Below are 17,917 nucleotides of genomic sequence, written 5' to 3' on the forward strand. Positions count from 1 at the left end.
TATAAGTTGTGTCAGACAACGAGAGTCAGCAGGACATCATTTTTCTGTACCTGTGCCTGAGTTGTTTCGAACACATCCACTTCTTGCTGCGTTAGAGTCACAATGACAGGTGTTACGGTTTCGTATCCGGCTTCCTTGATCTTATCGATGTCAAACTGGATCAACAGATCGCCCTGTCTGACGATATCACCTTCCTGAACAACTGGAGAGAAGTGTTTTCCCTTCAGCGCTACTGTGTTGATGCCAATATGAATCAGAATTTCCGTTCCTGCGTTGGTTGTTAATCCAATGGCATGTCCAGTCGGGAAGAGGGAAGTGACAACACCGTCTACCGGAGCGACAACTTCGCCAATCTCAGGGACAATCGCCAAACCTTTGCCCATAGCACCAGTCGAAAAGGCGGGGTCGTTAATGGTACTCAATGCTACGGCTTTACCTGTAAGTGGGCTATAAATTTGTTCTTTCTTGATTTCTGTTGTTTTAGTCTCAAGTACGACAGGAAGTTCTGCTGGTGTACTTTCAGCCGATGTGGAGACAGATTCGTTTGTCTCGGAAACTGTATCTTTGCTTTTGCTTTCGTAACCAAACATCACCGTTAATACCGCGGCTACCGCAAAGGAGCAGGCAATCGCAATCACGTAGACAACCGTTGGTGTATAGACAGGAATGGCAAATATATTGTGGAACACATAAGCAGTCATTTTAACACCAAAGTGACCATTGATGGCACCGCCGATCGCACCTGCGATAACCACGATAGGAATTACACGTTTATAACGCAAGATCAGACCATATACGATTGGTTCAGTTACTCCTGCAAGCAAACCGGTAAGGCTGGTCGAGCCAGCAAGGGTTCGCAGGGTTTTATTCTTTTTGGCTTTCAGGAAAATACCGAAGGCTACACCGATTTGTGCAAATACAGCTGCAGCAGCCATGGCTTCAATCGGATCGCCGCCAACCCCGATATTCTGAATCGTGATTGGAGTAAAGCCCCAGTGGAGTCCGAATACAACCATGAAGGTCATGAATCCACCCAGTACAACCCCTGATAATATACCGCTGACACCAATGAGCCAAGTTACGCCGGAGGAGATCCAGTCACCTACCGTGGTGCCAAATGGTCCAAAGGCCATTGCGGACAGAGGAACCATAATCATCAAAGCAATCATCGGTACAAGGAACAATTGCAGGTCTTTTAAAATGATTTTCTTGAGTAACTTATCGAGAACAGCGTAGATACTAATCGATATGAAGATTGGGAATACGCTGGCTGAATAATTCATCATCACAACCGGTATACCCAGGAACGATACATCTGAGCCCTTATCCATCAGCCCGGTGAAGCTCGGTTCCATCAGAGCGGCACCAATTACGCCAGCTACATAAGGATTGGCTTTCAGCTTCATACCCAGTGTGATGCCAAGGAAGATGGGCAAGAAATAAAATACAGCGTTGCCGGCAGCAGATAAAATCAAGTATGTGTCACTTGTATCCGACATCCATCCGAGCATGGTCAGGACAGTCAGCAAAGCTTTTAACATACCTGATCCTGCCATAGCCGGGATTAACGGTGAGAAACTTCCGGATATAATTTCAAAAACTTTGGATAATAGCGAGGTTTTTTCCCCTGTGGACTCAGTCGATGAGGAGGAATCTCCTCCAAAATCCCGGTTTTTCATAATCTCTGCATATACATGAGCCACGTTACTACCGATGACAACCTGGAACTGGCCGCCGCTTTCGACAACGGTAATAATGCCGTCATGCTTTTCCAGCGTTTCGCGTTCGGCTTTTTTTGAATCTTTCAGGTCGAATCTCAGCCGGGTCGCACAGTGGACAAGACCATTGATATTGGCTTCTCCGCCGACGAGACGAACGATGTCATCCCCCATTTTTTTATGATCCATGTTCATTCTCCTTTGTTGTTAAGATTGCCTGAAAACAAAAAAATACCTAAACGAATGGCTATGATCATCGGAAAGATGACCTGTTGCCAATCATTTAGGTATCGCCTGCTTGAGCAGTAACAATCCTTGTCGTTAAGTTGTGAGACCTACTATATATGACGCCGAAATCGTTTGCAAGCTTTTTTTATTCTGTATCGAGTAGCTCGTTACGAGAAGTGACACGTTGAATATGGATCGTCAAATACACCTTTTCATCAATGGACATGGCACTTTCAAACTTGCCTTCAAGGTACTGATTGATCTGCTGTGTGCACTCAAAAGCGTTGCTATATTTGTCCTTCACCTGCTCATACAGAAAGTTGTCTCCTGAAGCAAATTGCTCCTGTTCATTACTCAACATTCTCTGCACAAAATATTGAAGATGGGTAATAAACCGGGAATAATTAAACGAATTTTCATCCAGGGCGATGTGGTAATGGTTGGTCACAATGTTGAAGATATCATCAATAACTTCAGTGATTTCAACGGTTTGTTTCATGCCTTGAGCATCTTGACGAGCGTTTACAAAATGCATCGCAATAAAGCTGGCCTCATGTTCATCCATTTGGATGCCGAATTGTTCCTGGATCAGCTCCACCGCGTTCATGCCAATCCCAAATTCCTTCTTGTAAAATTTCTTGATCTGCCACAAAAGGGAATTCTTTAGCCCGACAGATTTACGGTACCGGGTAATGGCAAATTGAATATGATCGATCAATGATATATAGATATTATCACTAAAAATATCGCCCATTTCCTTTTTGGCATGGCCTACAATTTCGTCCGCTAACCTCAAATATTCAACCGATGTTTCCCCAATCAGATCGATTAATTTTTGTGGTATTTTATCCGATTTCAGCACAAAGGTTTTTTCGATTTTATCCTCATCCACAGGCTGTCCATTTTTCTTTTTGAAGCCAAGACCGTTGCCAATGACAACAAATTCGTGACCAACCTGGTTCTCAGCCCGGATGACATTGTTGTTAAAAATCTGACGGATGATCATATATGTGTTTCACCTCAATTGGTCGTAATAAAAACAAAAAACCCAAACTAAGGCTTAATAGACAGCCTTGGTTTGGGTATCGCCTGCTTACCAGTAACAATCCCGAAGAAGACGCAGCTTCCTCTTTCAATTATGTCCACTATACCGCTTTCATAACAGAATAACAATACAATGATTTATGGAAATGGACGTAAAGACGTGGATTTTTGGTATAATAAGAAATGCTGGAAGTGAATTAGATGGGCTGGGTTGCATAATAAGTTACCGAGGACGGTCATTTTTAAGCATATACAGGATTATTGGAGTGATAACATGAGCAATGCAAAAGGAAAAGGCGGCACCGGCCGTGGTACGGGTAAAAAAGGCTGGAACCGTTGGCAAGCCGCTGCTAACCGGGCGAAAAGTGCACCTAAGCCTTATAAAAGTAAAGGCACAAAGAAGAAGGACGATACCGAAACTTCAAGTGGCAAGCCCGAGTAAGTATGGCTTGACGATGCCAGAGGAGAGAGCTGCCTGACTAACGGGTGGGTCTCTTTTTGCTTGAAAAGATAAAAAATTAAATTGACAGTAATGTAAATATGGTAATAATATAGAGCTTACGCAAATTAGATGGTAGTGCTACTATATAGAGAAAGGAGCAACAGCATGCCTGTTAATATGGATGAAAATCCACTTGGACTGATTTTGTCACGGACGTATCTGGCATACAAAAAAACAACAACCAGAAATCTGAGTGAACAGGATATTACTCCGGAACAATTTGCAGTCTTGAATGAATTGAGCAAGGCTGGAAGTCATATATCACAGAAAAAACTGGCTGAATTAACAGTGCGGGACCAGACAACGGTAGGCAAAATTATAGACAAGTTGATTCGGAAAGGTCTGGTGACAAGAGAGGAAGATCCACAGGACCGCAGAGCGGTTTTGCTTTGTTTGACGGCGGAAGGACTGGAAATGAATAAGGTTCTGACACCAAAGGCAAAACAGCAAGAGCAAGAGGCACTCGCCGAATGTTCCCGTGAAGAGCTTGAAGCATTCATGAATGTGATGAATCGTATCTATGAAAAGATGAAATAAATTTTTTTGACCAAATATGTGCATGTGCATATATATGTAGTGCAATTATTTTAATTTTAACTAACGGGAGTCGTGAACGAATGAGAAGCTTCAAAGATTTTCTTAAAGTGCCACAGACAAAAATAGGGTTGGTTTTTGCTTTGATTGTTCCGCTGTTATTTGTTGTGATCTGGATGACGGGTTATCATCAAGCCACGGAGAGAGTGGATCAACTTCAAGTTGCTCTTGTGAACGAAGACGGGACACAGGGAACAGAGGTGCAGAAGCAGATTGAAACGCTCGCGCCTTTCCATGTCAATGTTCTGGGATCTTCCGAGGAAGCTGAGCAACAGATGAATGCAGGTAACTATGCGATGGTTATTGTTATTCCGGAAGGATTCACTGACCAGATTTCAGGAGGCACAGAGGCGAGCTTGTCCTTTTATATCAATCAGGGAAATGCCGATGTAGCCAAATCCATTGTGGAACATGCTGCGACCGGAATGACTGCACAAATGGGTCAAGGGATTCTGGAATCCAAGGTTCAAGTGACACTAAGTAACGATAGTATAAACAGCGATGAACTGAGTGCAGCTATTGGACAAGCGATGGCAAAGATGAATGAAGGGCCTGTAAAGGCTGAAATTTATAAAACGAATAGTGTGAGTGATTTTGCTACATCGATGCTGCCCATGATTCTGGGTTTTATCACCTACATTGCTGCGATGACTATGAACATTCAGTTTAATATTACGTCAAATATGATGAAGCGTACCCATTCCAAATGGGAAATCTTCTGGGGACGGCAAATGCTGTTATTGTGTGTAGCAGTGATCGTTCCTCTAATAGTGGATACAGTTGCTCTTCAGTTCACGGATGTTGCGAGTTCCTTCGGCGCTTTGTATCTGTATCATGTGCTGGTGAGTCTGGCGTGTATCTGTTTTACACAGATGAGTTTTGCCCTGTTTGGCAATGCAGGCCCTCTATTTAATGTAGCGATGGTTCCACTCCAGTTGATGACAGCAGGAAATATCATTCCAGCCGAGATGCTGGCGCCATTCTACCGTTATATCGGAAACTTTCTGCCCGCTTCCAATGGGGTACAGGGATTTATGCGTTTGATCTATAGTGGAGAAGCAGTGGGGGGATACATGGTTCATCTTCTGTTGATCTCGATTATTACGTGGGGAATTACGTTGCTGCGAGTTGGCATGCAAAAAGCAGGTAATGGACAAATGACGATGACGCCTCCAGCATCAGCACAGGCACAACATTAAGAGTTTCCTTCTATATATAATGTAATAACACACAAGGAAGTGGTTCACGTATAGTTATATGCGTGCATCACTTTTTTTGTTTTCTTCTATAATACCTCTACTTATACTCGTGGTAACTTACAGTGCCCAGAGTAATCTTTCATGACCTTGATAAAAGGACAACCTAAATTGAGCGTATTTAATGAAGCTAAAATATATGAGAGGAGATGTAGGCTAATACGTTTAAAATCAATTAGACATGTATTGCGATGTATGAATGGAAAGAATGTCATTTAAGCTATAATAAACTTTACTCTGGGATATAGGAGAGCAACACAGTAAAGGTAGTTGATTTGTAGTAAATGAAATTTATTAAATTAAGTATTGTAATTAATATTTATACGTGATATATTATTAATCCGGCCAAGAAAACACGGTGAAACACTGGTGCGGCAAGCGAATGAAATAAGCTTCGAAAGAAACTTAAAAAAAGAGCTTGCAAAGTTGGTTCGGATATGATATTATATAAGAGTTGCTGAAGAGAACGGCATTCGGTAACGAAACAAGTTTGATCTTTGAAAACTGAACAACGAGTGAGTAAACATTCTGCTTGCAGAATGAACGCGAAAGTTTGAAACAAGCCTTGGCCTGAATCAACTGGAGCACAAATGAGATTTTTAATCTCGTCAGATTCAAAATGAGCTTATCGCTCTTTTCAATACTTTATTGGAGAGTTTGATCCTGGCTCAGGACGAACGCTGGCGGCATGCCTAATACATGCAAGTCGAGCGGACTTGAAGAGAAGCTTGCTTCTCTGATGGTTAGCGGCGGACGGGTGAGTAACACGTAGGCAACCTGCCCTCAAGTTTGGGACAACTACCGGAAACGGTAGCTAATACCGAATAGTTGTTTTCTTCGCCTGAAGAGAACTGGAAAGACGGAGCAATCTGTCACTTGGGGATGGGCCTGCGGCGCATTAGCTAGTTGGTGAGGTAACGGCTCACCAAGGCGACGATGCGTAGCCGACCTGAGAGGGTGATCGGCCACACTGGGACTGAGACACGGCCCAGACTCCTACGGGAGGCAGCAGTAGGGAATCTTCCGCAATGGGCGAAAGCCTGACGGAGCAATGCCGCGTGAGTGATGAAGGTTTTCGGATCGTAAAGCTCTGTTGCCAGGGAAGAACGCTTGGGAGAGTAACTGCTCTCAAGGTGACGGTACCTGAGAAGAAAGCCCCGGCTAACTACGTGCCAGCAGCCGCGGTAATACGTAGGGGGCAAGCGTTGTCCGGAATTATTGGGCGTAAAGCGCGCGCAGGCGGTCATTTAAGTCTGGTGTTTAATCCCGGGGCTCAACCCCGGATCGCACTGGAAACTGGGTGACTTGAGTGCAGAAGAGGAGAGTGGAATTCCACGTGTAGCGGTGAAATGCGTAGATATGTGGAGGAACACCAGTGGCGAAGGCGACTCTCTGGGCTGTAACTGACGCTGAGGCGCGAAAGCGTGGGGAGCAAACAGGATTAGATACCCTGGTAGTCCACGCCGTAAACGATGAGTGCTAGGTGTTAGGGGTTTCGATACCCTTGGTGCCGAAGTTAACACATTAAGCACTCCGCCTGGGGAGTACGGTCGCAAGACTGAAACTCAAAGGAATTGACGGGGACCCGCACAAGCAGTGGAGTATGTGGTTTAATTCGAAGCAACGCGAAGAACCTTACCAGGTCTTGACATCCCTCTGATCGATGCAGAGATGTATCTTTCCTTCGGGACAGAGGAGACAGGTGGTGCATGGTTGTCGTCAGCTCGTGTCGTGAGATGTTGGGTTAAGTCCCGCAACGAGCGCAACCCTTATATTTAGTTGCCAGCACTTCGGGTGGGCACTCTAGATAGACTGCCGGTGACAAACCGGAGGAAGGTGGGGATGACGTCAAATCATCATGCCCCTTATGACCTGGGCTACACACGTACTACAATGGCCGGTACAACGGGCTGCGAAATCGCGAGATGGAGCCAATCCCAACAAAGCCGGTCTCAGTTCGGATTGCAGGCTGCAACTCGCCTGCATGAAGTCGGAATTGCTAGTAATCGCGGATCAGCATGCCGCGGTGAATACGTTCCCGGGTCTTGTACACACCGCCCGTCACACCACGAGAGTTTATAACACCCGAAGTCGGTGGGGTAACCGCAAGGAGCCAGCCGCCGAAGGTGGGATAGATGATTGGGGTGAAGTCGTAACAAGGTAGCCGTATCGGAAGGTGCGGCTGGATCACCTCCTTTCTATGGAGAATCGTTTCCTGCAACGGAAACATTCAAATACAAAATCTAGCCAGGTCGGCTAGTTACTCACTCGTTGCTCAGTTTTGAGAGCTCAAACTCTCAAACAGCTTGCTTTTGCATGGAGCTTGTTCTTTGAAAACTAGATATCGAAACGAAACAAACGCGAATTAGAACATTCCTTTTTAGCTGAACTTGTGTTAAACAAGTTTCAATAAAAACGGTAGATTGCTGGAGCGAGTGATCGAAATGGAGCGACTTTTGGATTTGGACGTAGTCCAAACCAAGCGGAGCGACAGCTCGAACACGAGCGCAATGGTTAAGCTACTAAGAGCACACGGAGGATGCCTAGGCGCTAGGAGCCGATGAAGGACGTGGCGAACAACGAAACTGCCTCGGGGAGCTGTAAGCAAGCTTTGATCCGGGGGTGTCCGAATGGGGAAACCCAGCTGGGGTAATTTCCAGTTACTCACAACTGAATACATAGGTTGTGCAGAGGCATACCAGGGGAACTGAAACATCTAAGTACCCTGAGGAAGAGAAAACAATAGTGATTCCGTCAGTAGCGGCGAGCGAACGCGGAGAAGCCCAAACCAGAGAGCTTGCTCTTTGGGGTTGTGGGACGTCTCACATGGAGTTACAAAGGAACCGGTTAAGCGAAGAGGTCTGGAAAGGCCCGCCAAAGAAGGTAAAAGCCCTGTAGTTGAAAGTTGGTTCCCTCCGAGACGGATCCCGAGTAGTGCGGGGCACGTGAAACCCCGTATGAATCCGGCAGGACCATCTGCCAAGGCTAAATACTTCCTAGCGACCGATAGTGAAGCAGTACCGTGAGGGAAAGGTGAAAAGCACCCCGGAAGGGGAGTGAAATAGAACCTGAAACCGTGTGCTTACAAAAAGTCAGAGCCCGTTTTAGGGGTGATGGCGTGCCTTTTGTAGAATGAACCGGCGAGTTACGTTCCCGTGCAAGGTTAAGGTGAAGAGCCGGAGCCGCAGCGAAAGCGAGTCTGAATAGGGCGACATAGTACGTGGACGTAGACCCGAAACCGGGTGATCTACCCCTGTCCAGGGTGAAGGTGCGGTAACACGCACTGGAGGCCCGAACCCACGCATGTTGAAAAATGCGGGGATGAGGTGGGGGTAGCGGAGAAATTCCAATCGAACTCGGAGATAGCTGGTTCTCCCCGAAATAGCTTTAGGGCTAGCCTCGGAAAACAGAGTCGTGGAGGTAGAGCACTGATTGGGTGCGGGGCCCGCAAGGGTTACCAAGCTCAGTCAAACTCCGAATGCCATAGACTTACTTCCGGGAGTCAGACAGTGAGTGCTAAGATCCATTGTCAAAAGGGAAACAGCCCAGACCATCAGCTAAGGTCCCCAAGTGTGTGTTAAGTGGGAAAGGATGTGGAGTTGCACAGACAACCAGGATGTTGGCTTAGAAGCAGCCACCATTGAAAGAGTGCGTAATAGCTCACTGGTCGAGTGACTCTGCGCCGAAAATGTAACGGGGCTAAACACACCACCGAAGCTATGGCTTGATGCTTTGCATCAGGGGTAGGGGAGCGTTGTATAAGGGTTGAAGGTGTACCGTAAGGAGCGCTGGACATTATACAAGTGAGAATGCCGGTATGAGTAACGAAAAGATCAGTGAGAATCTGATCCGCCGAAAGCCTAAGGGTTCCTGAGGAAGGCTCGTCCGCTCAGGGTAAGTCGGGACCTAAGGCGAGGCCGAAAGGCGTAGTCGAAGGACAACAGGTCGAAATTCCTGTACCACCGTAAGCCGTTATGAGCAATGGGGGGACGCAGTAGGGTAGTGACGCGGACTGATGGATGTCCGTCTAAGCAGTAAGGCTGATGTGTAGGCAAATCCGCACATTGTAAGGCTGAGCTGTGATGGGGAGCGAAAATTATAGTAGCGAAGGTCATGATCTCACACTGCCAAGAAAAGCCTCTAGCCAGGTGAAGGTGCCCGTACCGCAAACCGACACAGGTAGGCGAGAAGAGTATTCTAAGGCGCGCGGAAGAACTCTCGTTAAGGAACTCGGCAAAATGACCCCGTAACTTCGGGAGAAGGGGTGCCCCGGTAGTGTGAATAGCACGAGGGGGCCGCAGTGAAAAGGCCCAAGCGACTGTTTAGCAAAAACACAGGTCTGTGCGAAGCCGTAAGGCGAAGTATACGGGCTGACGCCTGCCCGGTGCTGGAAGGTTAAGGGGAGTGGTTAGGAGCAATCCGAAGCTGTGAACCGAAGCCCCAGTAAACGGCGGCCGTAACTATAACGGTCCTAAGGTAGCGAAATTCCTTGTCAGGTAAATTCTGACCCGCACGAATGGCGTAACGACTTGGGCGCTGTCTCAACGAGAGATCCGGTGAAATTTTAATACCTGTGAAGATGCAGGTTACCCGCGACAAGACGGAAAGACCCCATGGAGCTTTACTGCAGCTTGATATTGAATTTGGGTACGATCTGTACAGGATAGGTGGGAGCCTTTGAAACGTGAGCGCCAGCTTGCGTGGAGGCAACGTTGGGATACCACCCTGATCGTATCTAGGTTCTAACCTGGTACCGTAATCCGGTGCGGGGACAGTGTCAGGTGGGCAGTTTGACTGGGGCGGTCGCCTCCTAAAGAGTAACGGAGGCGCCCAAAGGTTCCCTCAGAATGGTTGGAAATCATTCGAAGAGTGCAAAGGCATAAGGGAGCTTGACTGCGAGACCTACAAGTCGAGCAGGGACGAAAGTCGGGCTTAGTGATCCGGTGGTACCGCATGGAAGGGCCATCGCTCAACGGATAAAAGCTACCCTGGGGATAACAGGCTTATCTCCCCCAAGAGTCCACATCGACGGGGAGGTTTGGCACCTCGATGTCGGCTCATCGCATCCTGGGGCTGAAGTAGGTCCCAAGGGTTGGGCTGTTCGCCCATTAAAGCGGTACGCGAGCTGGGTTCAGAACGTCGTGAGACAGTTCGGTCCCTATCTGTCGTGGGCGTAGGAAATTTGAGAGGAGCTGTCCTTAGTACGAGAGGACCGGGATGGACGTACCGCTGGTGTACCAGTTGTTCCGCCAGGAGCACCGCTGGGTAGCTATGTACGGACGGGATAAACGCTGAAAGCATCTAAGCGTGAAGCCCCCCTCAAGATGAGATTTCCCAGTATGTAAGACCCCTTGAAGACGACGAGGTAGATAGGCTGGGGGTGGAAGTGCAGCAATGCATGGAGCTGACCAGTACTAATCGGTCGAGGGCTTATCCAATAGCAAGTGATAATTCGCATGTTTCGTTTCGAATCTAGTTTTCAGAGAACAACACTCTGAAATGTAAGCTACGCGTTTGGTGGCGATGGCGGAGGGGTTCCACACGTACCCATCCCGAACACGACCGTTAAGCCCTCTAGCGCCGATGGTACTTGGACCGCAGGGTCCTGGGAGAGTAGGACGCCGCCAAGCAATCTAAAGACACACTTGATGATATCGAGTGTGTCTTTTTTATTTTAATGTAATTCATTTAATGTAATCCTTAGTTCAGATTTGACTTGTTATATACATAAAATACTGGCGTTCCAATCCTTAAAGCTGTGATACAATAGGTGAGGTCTATATAGAAAACGGAAACACGCATAAGTACGAGGAGGAACAGTGAACACGATGAAATCAGCCCCGTTTATTGCCGTGGAAGGTCCGATCGGAGCGGGGAAAACAACGCTGGCAACGATGCTTTCCCATGAATTGAATCTTCCGTTAGTTAAAGAAATCGTAGAAGAGAATCCATTTCTGGCTTCCTTTTATCAGGATATCGACGAGTGGAGTTTCCAATTGGAAATGTTTTTTCTGTGTAATCGGTTTAAACAACTGGAAGACACGGGCGCTCATTATGTAGAGCAGAATACCCCAGTCATTTCAGACTATCATATCTATAAAAACATGATTTTTGCCGATCGTACCTTAAAGGGAACGAAACGGGATAAATATCGTCAAATCTATCATCTGTTAACAGATGATCTGCCAAAGCCCAATCTGGTGCTCTATATTGAAGCTGAACTGGATACGTTGATGTACCGCATTAACAAGCGTGGACGCTCATTTGAGCAGGATATGGACCCGGCATATATGGAACAACTGATCGCCGATTACAAAACAGGCATGGATTATCTGGCAAATAGCACAAATCCGCCAGTAATCATTAAGGTCAATGCAGAGCAACTCGACTTTGTGGAACATCCTGAACACTTCAGGCAAATTGTTAATCAGGTAAAGGAGTATATCATATGAATAACTATGGCATTCCAACGAATGCATTAATTACAGTAGCAGGTACGGTTGGAGTGGGTAAATCCACGTTAACGGCTGCGCTTGCACAGCGTTTGAATTTCAAGACTTCTCTGGAGCAAGTAGATCACAATCCTTATTTGGAGAAGTTCTATCATGACTTCGAGCGTTGGAGCTTCCATCTGCAGATTTATTTCCTGGCAGAGCGCTTCAAGGAACAGAAGAAGATTTTTGAACTGGGCGGAGGATTCGTACAAGATCGTTCCATCTATGAAGATACGGGCATTTTTGCACAGATGCATGCGGATCAAGGAACCATGTCTGCTACAGATTTTGAGACATACAGCAGTTTATTTGAAGCGATGGTAATGACACCGTATTTCCCACATCCAGACGTGCTGATCTATCTGGAAGGCAGTCTGCCGTCGATTTTGAGCCGTATTACGGAGCGCGGACGCGAGATGGAAATTCAAACGGATCGTTCGTACTGGGAGCATATGCACGAGCGCTATTCCGTGTGGATTGATCAGTTTACAGCTTGCCCTGTGCTGCGTCTGAACATTGATGAGTATGATGTGCATGATCCGGCATCGGTGGATGCCATTTTGGCACAGATTGCAGCTGTCATTCAGCCTTCCAAGGAAGTGCAAAGGTAAGATAGAGAGAGCTTTTCAATGTAGTTTTCTCGGTTACATTGGTTATATCTATGATACAGATATGGACAACATCCCTTCTACGGCTATTATGCTGTTGGAGGGGTGTTTTTTTATGTGCCAAGGGAATGATTATGAGAGGTTTGTGGACAAAACTAAAAGGATATATTCGAGCGTATAAGGAAATGGATGCTTAATATATCTTTTCTATTATATAAATACATGGTCACCAAAAGTAGAAAAATGTTGAATAATAGGTCTTTTTGTGGTTTCATAGGAAAGGTGAATTCTGGAAAAGAAGCATATGCATGACTCAGGAGGGAAAGACAACGTGGAAGAGAAACAAGGAGTTAAAATCGGTATGCCGATCATTGGTGGCTTAATTGCAGCCATTCTGGGAGGCATCGTATGGGCAGCTATTGCTGCAATGACCGAGTATGAGGTGGGATTAATTGCGATTTTGATTGGAGCGCTCACGGGTTACGCAGTTGTGTTGTTCTCCAATAAACAAATTGCGACAGTACATAAGATTATTGCCGTACTGTTTGCGCTTGTTGGCATTTTGCTAGGGAAATATCTGACGGTGGCTTATTTTACTTCCGAACTGTTTGGTGATGTAGGCGTGATGGAACTTGTGTTTGATAGCGAGATGATCAGTGCGTTTGTGGAAACCTTCCAGGACTATTTCAGTCAACCGATTGATTTGTTATTTATTGTGCTTGCAATTGTATCTGCATGGCAGATTCCTGGCCGGATGGCGAGAACCAGTCTAGCCACGGATGCATCTTCATCGGATCACGCACCAAGAGCTTAATCGGATAGACGGTGGACGCTGGCAGCAATATGAAGAACGTTTGACAGGAGAACTTAATGCTCATCATCCTAAGCATCTGGTGAAACGATTATATCGAAGGACTGGGAGCAGAAGAAAAACGTAGTAAAGAGTATTTACTTTAAAAGATATTTATAAAGTACTCAGAGTGAGCAGCAGTTAGGCTTGTTCACATTGCGGCTGAGTTACTTGCATACATAAAAGGGACGATACGCCTGAGGGTGTACGTCCCTTTTGTGTATCCACCAGGTAGGGGTGGATATTGCTCATAACTTTTGCAACAATTCGGATCGAATTAAATTACTTACCACATAACCCTAGTAAATATCCAGCATGTTCATAAGGTTAATTACAAGAAAGATAGGGTCACCCCAGGAGGTAGGTTCAAATATCCGAATGGTCATTTACAGCGATAAAGCTGATGATGAGAGATTACTTTTACCACTAGAGGACAGAGCTCTAAGTTCCAGATTATCGTTTAAAGCGCATATCTTACGGCAATGAGAGTTGAATAATACTGTATGAAGTTGAAGACAGGGCTATATTATTTGTTTTGGTCAGCGAATACAGCCATGGCATCTTTCATGAATACTGCCAATCCATCGCCAAACTGATCAATATTACGAGTGAAGCGTTCATCGTCTACGTACATCTGACCAAGTCCTCTAAAGGCCTCAGGTGAGTAGCTTCCCATTTGGTTTAGCCAAGTGTACCACTCTTTGATGCCTGCCTGTGCCTCCGCAGATGCTGGTTCTGTGTGACGAAGTGAAGCCAGATGTTTGTAGATTTCGTTCATTTGATCGGATAGAGCTTTCTGATCCGTGGTTGATTTACTGTGGAGCTTCTGATTTGCCTGATCTACGGCTTGGTCTCCCCACCGTTCACGCGCTTCCTGTTCATACGGATTCTGGCTAAAATCAAATCCTTCGAATTGTTCTTTGGCTGTCATTTTAATTTCTCCTCTCACGTGTAGAACTGTTCTATCAATAGTAGCAATCATCTGGTCCAAGCGTTGGCGCTTCTCCAGCAAAATAAGTCGGTGCATATTTAGTGCTTCTTCTGGATCGAAGGAGGGGTTGGTGATAATGTTTTTGATCTCCTTCAGAGAGAAGTCGAGTTCCTTGAAAAACAAAATCTGCTGCAACCGTTCCAGGTTGGCATCTGAATATAATCGATACCCGGCAGCAGTTACTTCGTCTGGGGTTAATAGTCCGATCTCATCATAGTGATGCAGTGTGCGCACACTGATCGAGGCAAGTTCGGCAACTTCTTTTACCTTCATGGCCATGAGTGAAACCTCCTTACAACACCGATTGTACAGTGTCACGTTACGTGAGAGTCAACAGTTGAAAATGAAAAAAACAAGATGCGAGCATGGAAGCTGCATCTTGATCATGGTTTGGTGACTGGATGTGACTGGATGTGAATACTAGATGTGAATAGGTGTGACGAAATTATTGTATCATTTAGTCATTGTAGGTGAGCGGATGCGCTTCTAAGTCGAAGACATAGACTGCCGCGCCGCGGGGGTGTTTTGAGGCTCCTCTGTTATGGAGAGGAGCGTGAGCAGTTGTGGGCTGCACCATATATTCGGTGCAGCCCACGGGCTGGCAGTGCAGGGAGAGCAGGGCTACGCCTGCATCCCGCGCACTGCCGCAGCGAACTGCGCAGCCGCTGCGCGCACGTCGGCCGCGCCCGCGATGGCGGAGATGACGGCTACGCCGTCGGCTCCAGCCGCCATCACGGCGGCCGTGGTATCGGGCGTAATGCCGCCGATACCCACAATCGGAACTGCGATGCCTGCGGCGCGCAGTTCCGCCACCCCTGCGGGGCCCAGCACAGCGTGGGCATCCGCTTTGGAGCGCGTCGGGTACATGGGCCCGACGCCAAGGTAGTCGGCGCCCGCCTGCACAGCACGGCGCGCCTCATCCACGGAGTGGGCGGATACGCCAAGCATCCGCCCATCTCCAATGCGGGCGCGTACCAGCGCCGCGTCCGCATCTTCCTGGCCGACATGCACGCCGTCGGCCTCCACCGCTACAGCCAGCTCCACATCATCGTTCACGATGAACGGGACCCCGTGCTGGCTGCACACCTCGCGAAGCCGCATCGCAAGTGTGATGCGAGCTTCGTCGACAAGGGCGCCAGTTCCCTTTTCACGGAACTGGAACAGCGTAATGCCGCCAGCAATGGCCTGGCGCAGCACTTCCACCGGGTCTTGCGTTGTATTGACGCTGCCCATCACCAAATACACCTGCATGGCGCGTTGTACCGCTTCTGCATCCCAAGGGCGCATCACTGCTCACCCCGCTGTCTGCGCTGATACGCAAAATGATTTGTTGGCCCATGTCCGGACCCAATCCCCAGTTCATCTTCGATGGCTGCTTGAATGAATGCTCGCGCGGTCGTAACGGCAGCCAGAACAGGTGAACCCTTGGCTAACTCTGCGGTGATGGCAGCAGAGTATGTACAGCCTGTTCCGTGTGTATGACGTGTTACCACACGAACATTCTCCAGATAATGAAAAGACTGCCCATCGTAGAGCACATCCACGATCATGCCACTTCCTTCATCATGACCACCTTTGACCAAAGCATACGTCGAGCCCATCTGTACAATCCGTTTTGCGGCTTCTTCCCGCTGACTCAGATTCGTGATGGACATCCCGGTAAGTAGTTCCGCTTCCGGAATATTAGGTGTTGTGATCAGGGCATGGGGCAACAGCTCCGTAACCAGCGCCTGTACCGCTTCCTGCTGGAGCAGGGGCGCACCGCCTTTGGCGACCATTACGGGGTCGATGACCAGATTAGACCAATGGTATTGCTGCCACTTCTCAGCGACTAATCGAATAATCTCGGCATTATAGAGCATGCCAGTCTTCACCGCGGTTGGCTGAAAGTCTTCGCCGGTCGAGTCCAATTGCTGGGCAATGCCATCGTAAGGGATGGGAAAAACGCCCTGCACACCTGTTGTATTTTGGGCAGCAATAGCCGTGATAACGGTCATGCCGTATACGCCAAGCTCCTGGAACGTTTTCAGATCGGCCTGAATTCCTGCACCGCCCCCGTTATCAGAGCCTGCAATGGTTAGCGCTTGTACAATGCTCATACTGCACCTCCACGGACCTGACGGATCTGTGCGCGTTCTGCCAAGAGGTCTGGTGTTGCTTGTGCCAGTTGATTCAACAATTCAATCTGGAAGCTGCCCGGCCCCTGATGAGCTGTCCGCTCTGCCGCCAGTTCAGCCGCTACACCATAAAACGCGAGCGCTTCAACAACACTGCCTAGAAGATCGGCTTGCGATTCCGCTATGGCTGTAAAAGCACCAATCACCGAACTGAGCAGACAGCCAGCACCTGTGACCTGAGTGAGCAGGGCATGACCATTACTCGTGAGGAATGTGGATTGTCCATCAGTAATGATATCTTCTTTTCCGGTAATGACCACGACACAGCCAAGTTTATGCGCTGCCCGCTCCGCAATGCCGATTCGGTCGCCCTCACCTGATCCTGCGTCCACACCTTTAATACTCCAACTCTCGCCGATGACATCAGCGACCTCTGCCACATTGCCGCGCAGTACCGTGAGACGAAGTTCACGAACGAGCATCTGCACGGTTTCCGTGCGATAAGTGGTTGCGCCTGCGCCGACGGGATCAAGCACCACAGGCACGTGATGCGCATTAGCCGATTGGCCTGCCAGACGGATCGCCTGAACGACTTTGTCATCGAGAGTACCAATGTTGAGTACCACGGCACCTGACATCTTGGCGACATCAGCGACCTCTTCATGCGCGTAAGCCATAAAGGGGGACGCACCAAGTGCGAGCAGGCCATTGGCTGTAAAGGGAGCAACGACAAGGTTGGTAATGTTATGGACGAGCGGATTTTGCGTACGAACACGTTCCAAATAAGACATATAATTTCCTCCTTGTTTTGAAGTGACCCCATCGGTAGAAGACCGGTATGAAGGGTCACTCAGCAGAATAATAGGATATGAGTCTCCTTGTTGAGTTGGGGCGCAGAGTCTAACAACAGCCAGATGCATTAATGCGGGAAAAGCAGAAACGTAAAATCTAAATCAATTTCATAACTCACTAAAAATGGATTTTTGGAACTGGATATAGACAAATTGAATCATTCTGATAGATATCTAGCCTGGATTGATAGCTAAAAGGTGGATCAAAATAAAATGTAAATTCGCAGATAGGCAACAGTACAATTACGAAACAGTAAAAAACGCAAGAATACAAAATACAGAAAGTGAACCCCGCGTATGTCTCCAAACCCAGGCAAGCGATGCGGTGATGGACGTTAGTGTCCAACCAGTGTCTTGAAGTCCAGGCTGGTCGATACCCAACTCATTGGGGCACGACTGGTCAGACGATGTTACTAAAGAACACAGGACGTCTTATTTGGCTGTCAGGTCCTCCTTTTAAAATGTAAGGAACATCAGACACGTTATTTCCCAGAATCTCCTGACCAAAACGCTGCAAACAGCTATTTATTCTGATATAACATGTTTCAGGTTCTTTAGATTTCTGCAACCGCTCCAAATTCCTGAATAGGACGTCTCAGATTCGTTAGCGCTCGCTCCATGTTCTACTCTGGGCATATTAGGGCGCGATTCAGCTCCCAGTAGG

The 17,917-nt window shown here is 47.5% G+C and carries 12 protein-coding genes and 3 rRNA genes; 9 read left to right on the top strand and 6 right to left on the bottom strand.

Annotated elements, in window-relative coordinates; genetic code table 11:
• Positions 1 to 11 precede the first annotated feature (11 nt).
• Together MHI12_RS04360 and licT are read right to left on the bottom strand one after the other, a co-directional pair.
• Complete coding sequence (locus tag MHI12_RS04360) at positions 12 to 1,907, bottom strand: beta-glucoside-specific PTS transporter subunit IIABC (protein WP_405171643.1); 1,896 nt, start codon at positions 1,905 to 1,907, stop codon at positions 12 to 14.
• A 184-nt stretch (positions 1,908 to 2,091) separates the two neighbouring features.
• Complete coding sequence (gene licT, locus MHI12_RS04365; RefSeq protein ID WP_405171644.1) at positions 2,092 to 2,952, bottom strand: BglG family transcription antiterminator LicT; 861 nt, start codon at positions 2,950 to 2,952, stop codon at positions 2,092 to 2,094.
• 312 nt (positions 2,953 to 3,264) lie between these two features.
• Between licT and MHI12_RS04370 the strand changes: the two genes are divergently transcribed.
• The 9 genes from MHI12_RS04370 to MHI12_RS04410 all read left to right on the top strand — a co-directional run bounded on the left by MHI12_RS04370 (position 3,265) and on the right by MHI12_RS04410 (position 13,258).
• The gene (locus MHI12_RS04370) at positions 3,265 to 3,432 is read left to right on the top strand and encodes a DUF3934 family protein (protein ID WP_074093608.1); all 168 of its coding nucleotides are present in this window, start codon (positions 3,265 to 3,267) and stop codon (positions 3,430 to 3,432) included.
• A gap of 165 nt (positions 3,433 to 3,597) precedes the next feature.
• Positions 3,598 to 4,029, top strand: coding sequence for a MarR family winged helix-turn-helix transcriptional regulator (locus MHI12_RS04375; protein WP_405171645.1), 432 nt, complete (start codon positions 3,598 to 3,600; stop codon positions 4,027 to 4,029).
• Between the two features lie 80 nt (positions 4,030 to 4,109).
• Positions 4,110 to 5,285: a YhgE/Pip domain-containing protein gene (locus tag MHI12_RS04380; protein ID WP_405171646.1), complete on the top strand. Its 1,176-nt coding sequence runs from the start codon at positions 4,110 to 4,112 to the stop codon at positions 5,283 to 5,285.
• 702 nt (positions 5,286 to 5,987) lie between these two features.
• Positions 5,988 to 7,540, top strand: a 16S ribosomal RNA gene (locus MHI12_RS04385).
• A gap of 314 nt (positions 7,541 to 7,854) precedes the next feature.
• Positions 7,855 to 10,780: ribosomal RNA gene (locus tag MHI12_RS04390) — 23S ribosomal RNA — on the top strand.
• A 75-nt stretch (positions 10,781 to 10,855) separates the two neighbouring features.
• A 5S ribosomal RNA gene (gene rrf / locus MHI12_RS04395) occupies positions 10,856 to 10,972 on the top strand.
• Together the 16S, 23S and 5S rRNA genes form the textbook arrangement of a ribosomal RNA operon.
• Before the next feature lie 198 nt (positions 10,973 to 11,170).
• Positions 11,171 to 11,794, top strand: coding sequence for a deoxynucleoside kinase (locus tag MHI12_RS04400; RefSeq protein ID WP_405171647.1), 624 nt, complete (start codon positions 11,171 to 11,173; stop codon positions 11,792 to 11,794).
• The gene (locus MHI12_RS04405; RefSeq protein ID WP_074093612.1) at positions 11,791 to 12,447 is read left to right on the top strand and encodes a deoxynucleoside kinase; all 657 of its coding nucleotides are present in this window, start codon (positions 11,791 to 11,793) and stop codon (positions 12,445 to 12,447) included. The genes MHI12_RS04400 and MHI12_RS04405 overlap by 4 nt, the downstream gene beginning before the upstream one ends.
• 328 nt (positions 12,448 to 12,775) lie before the next feature.
• Positions 12,776 to 13,258: a hypothetical protein gene (locus tag MHI12_RS04410; RefSeq protein WP_405171648.1), complete on the top strand. Its 483-nt coding sequence runs from the start codon at positions 12,776 to 12,778 to the stop codon at positions 13,256 to 13,258.
• 562 nt (positions 13,259 to 13,820) lie between these two features.
• Here the strand turns inward: MHI12_RS04410 and MHI12_RS04415 are convergent.
• From MHI12_RS04415 to thiM, 4 genes are all read right to left on the bottom strand, one after another.
• Positions 13,821 to 14,564 carry a MerR family transcriptional regulator gene (locus tag MHI12_RS04415; RefSeq protein WP_340910199.1) on the bottom strand — a complete coding sequence of 248 codons (744 nt, stop codon included), beginning with the start codon at positions 14,562 to 14,564 and terminating at the stop codon, positions 13,821 to 13,823.
• A gap of 342 nt (positions 14,565 to 14,906) precedes the next feature.
• On the bottom strand, positions 14,907 to 15,572 hold the full coding sequence (gene thiE / locus MHI12_RS04420) for a thiamine phosphate synthase (RefSeq protein ID WP_405171649.1): 666 nt from the start codon (positions 15,570 to 15,572) through the stop codon (positions 14,907 to 14,909).
• Positions 15,572 to 16,384 carry a bifunctional hydroxymethylpyrimidine kinase/phosphomethylpyrimidine kinase gene (gene thiD, locus MHI12_RS04425; RefSeq protein WP_405171650.1) on the bottom strand — a complete coding sequence of 271 codons (813 nt, stop codon included), beginning with the start codon at positions 16,382 to 16,384 and terminating at the stop codon, positions 15,572 to 15,574. The genes thiE and thiD overlap by 1 nt, the downstream gene beginning before the upstream one ends.
• On the bottom strand, positions 16,381 to 17,193 hold the full coding sequence (gene thiM / locus MHI12_RS04430; RefSeq protein ID WP_405171651.1) for a hydroxyethylthiazole kinase: 813 nt from the start codon (positions 17,191 to 17,193) through the stop codon (positions 16,381 to 16,383). Before thiM ends, thiD begins: the two co-directional genes overlap by 4 nt.
• Positions 17,194 to 17,917 lie beyond the last annotated feature (724 nt).

Source organism: Paenibacillus sp. FSL H8-0280, from assembly GCF_045040665.1.
Taxonomy (GTDB): Bacteria; Bacillota; Bacilli; order Paenibacillales; family Paenibacillaceae; genus Paenibacillus; species Paenibacillus xylanexedens_A.

Bases quoted from the DNA above. Each gene is read 5' to 3' on its own strand.
- MHI12_RS04415 (WP_340910199.1), bottom strand. From the start codon at position 14,564: ATGGCCATGAAGGTAAAAGAAGTTGCCGAACTTGCCTCGATCAGTGTG.
- MHI12_RS04375 (WP_405171645.1), top strand. From the start codon at position 3,598: ATGCCTGTTAATATGGATGAAAATCCACTTGGACTGATTTTGTCACGG.
- licT (WP_405171644.1), bottom strand. From the start codon at position 2,952: ATGATCATCCGTCAGATTTTTAACAACAATGTCATCCGGGCTGAGAAC.
- MHI12_RS04370 (WP_074093608.1), top strand. From the start codon at position 3,265: ATGAGCAATGCAAAAGGAAAAGGCGGCACCGGCCGTGGTACGGGTAAA.
- thiD (WP_405171650.1), bottom strand. From the start codon at position 16,384: ATGAGCATTGTACAAGCGCTAACCATTGCAGGCTCTGATAACGGGGGC.
- MHI12_RS04380 (WP_405171646.1), top strand. From the start codon at position 4,110: ATGAGAAGCTTCAAAGATTTTCTTAAAGTGCCACAGACAAAAATAGGG.
- MHI12_RS04400 (WP_405171647.1), top strand. From the start codon at position 11,171: ATGAAATCAGCCCCGTTTATTGCCGTGGAAGGTCCGATCGGAGCGGGG.
- MHI12_RS04360 (WP_405171643.1), bottom strand. From the start codon at position 1,907: ATGGATCATAAAAAAATGGGGGATGACATCGTTCGTCTCGTCGGCGGA.
- thiM (WP_405171651.1), bottom strand. From the start codon at position 17,193: ATGTCTTATTTGGAACGTGTTCGTACGCAAAATCCGCTCGTCCATAAC.
- MHI12_RS04405 (WP_074093612.1), top strand. From the start codon at position 11,791: ATGAATAACTATGGCATTCCAACGAATGCATTAATTACAGTAGCAGGT.
- thiE (WP_405171649.1), bottom strand. From the start codon at position 15,572: ATGCGCCCTTGGGATGCAGAAGCGGTACAACGCGCCATGCAGGTGTAT.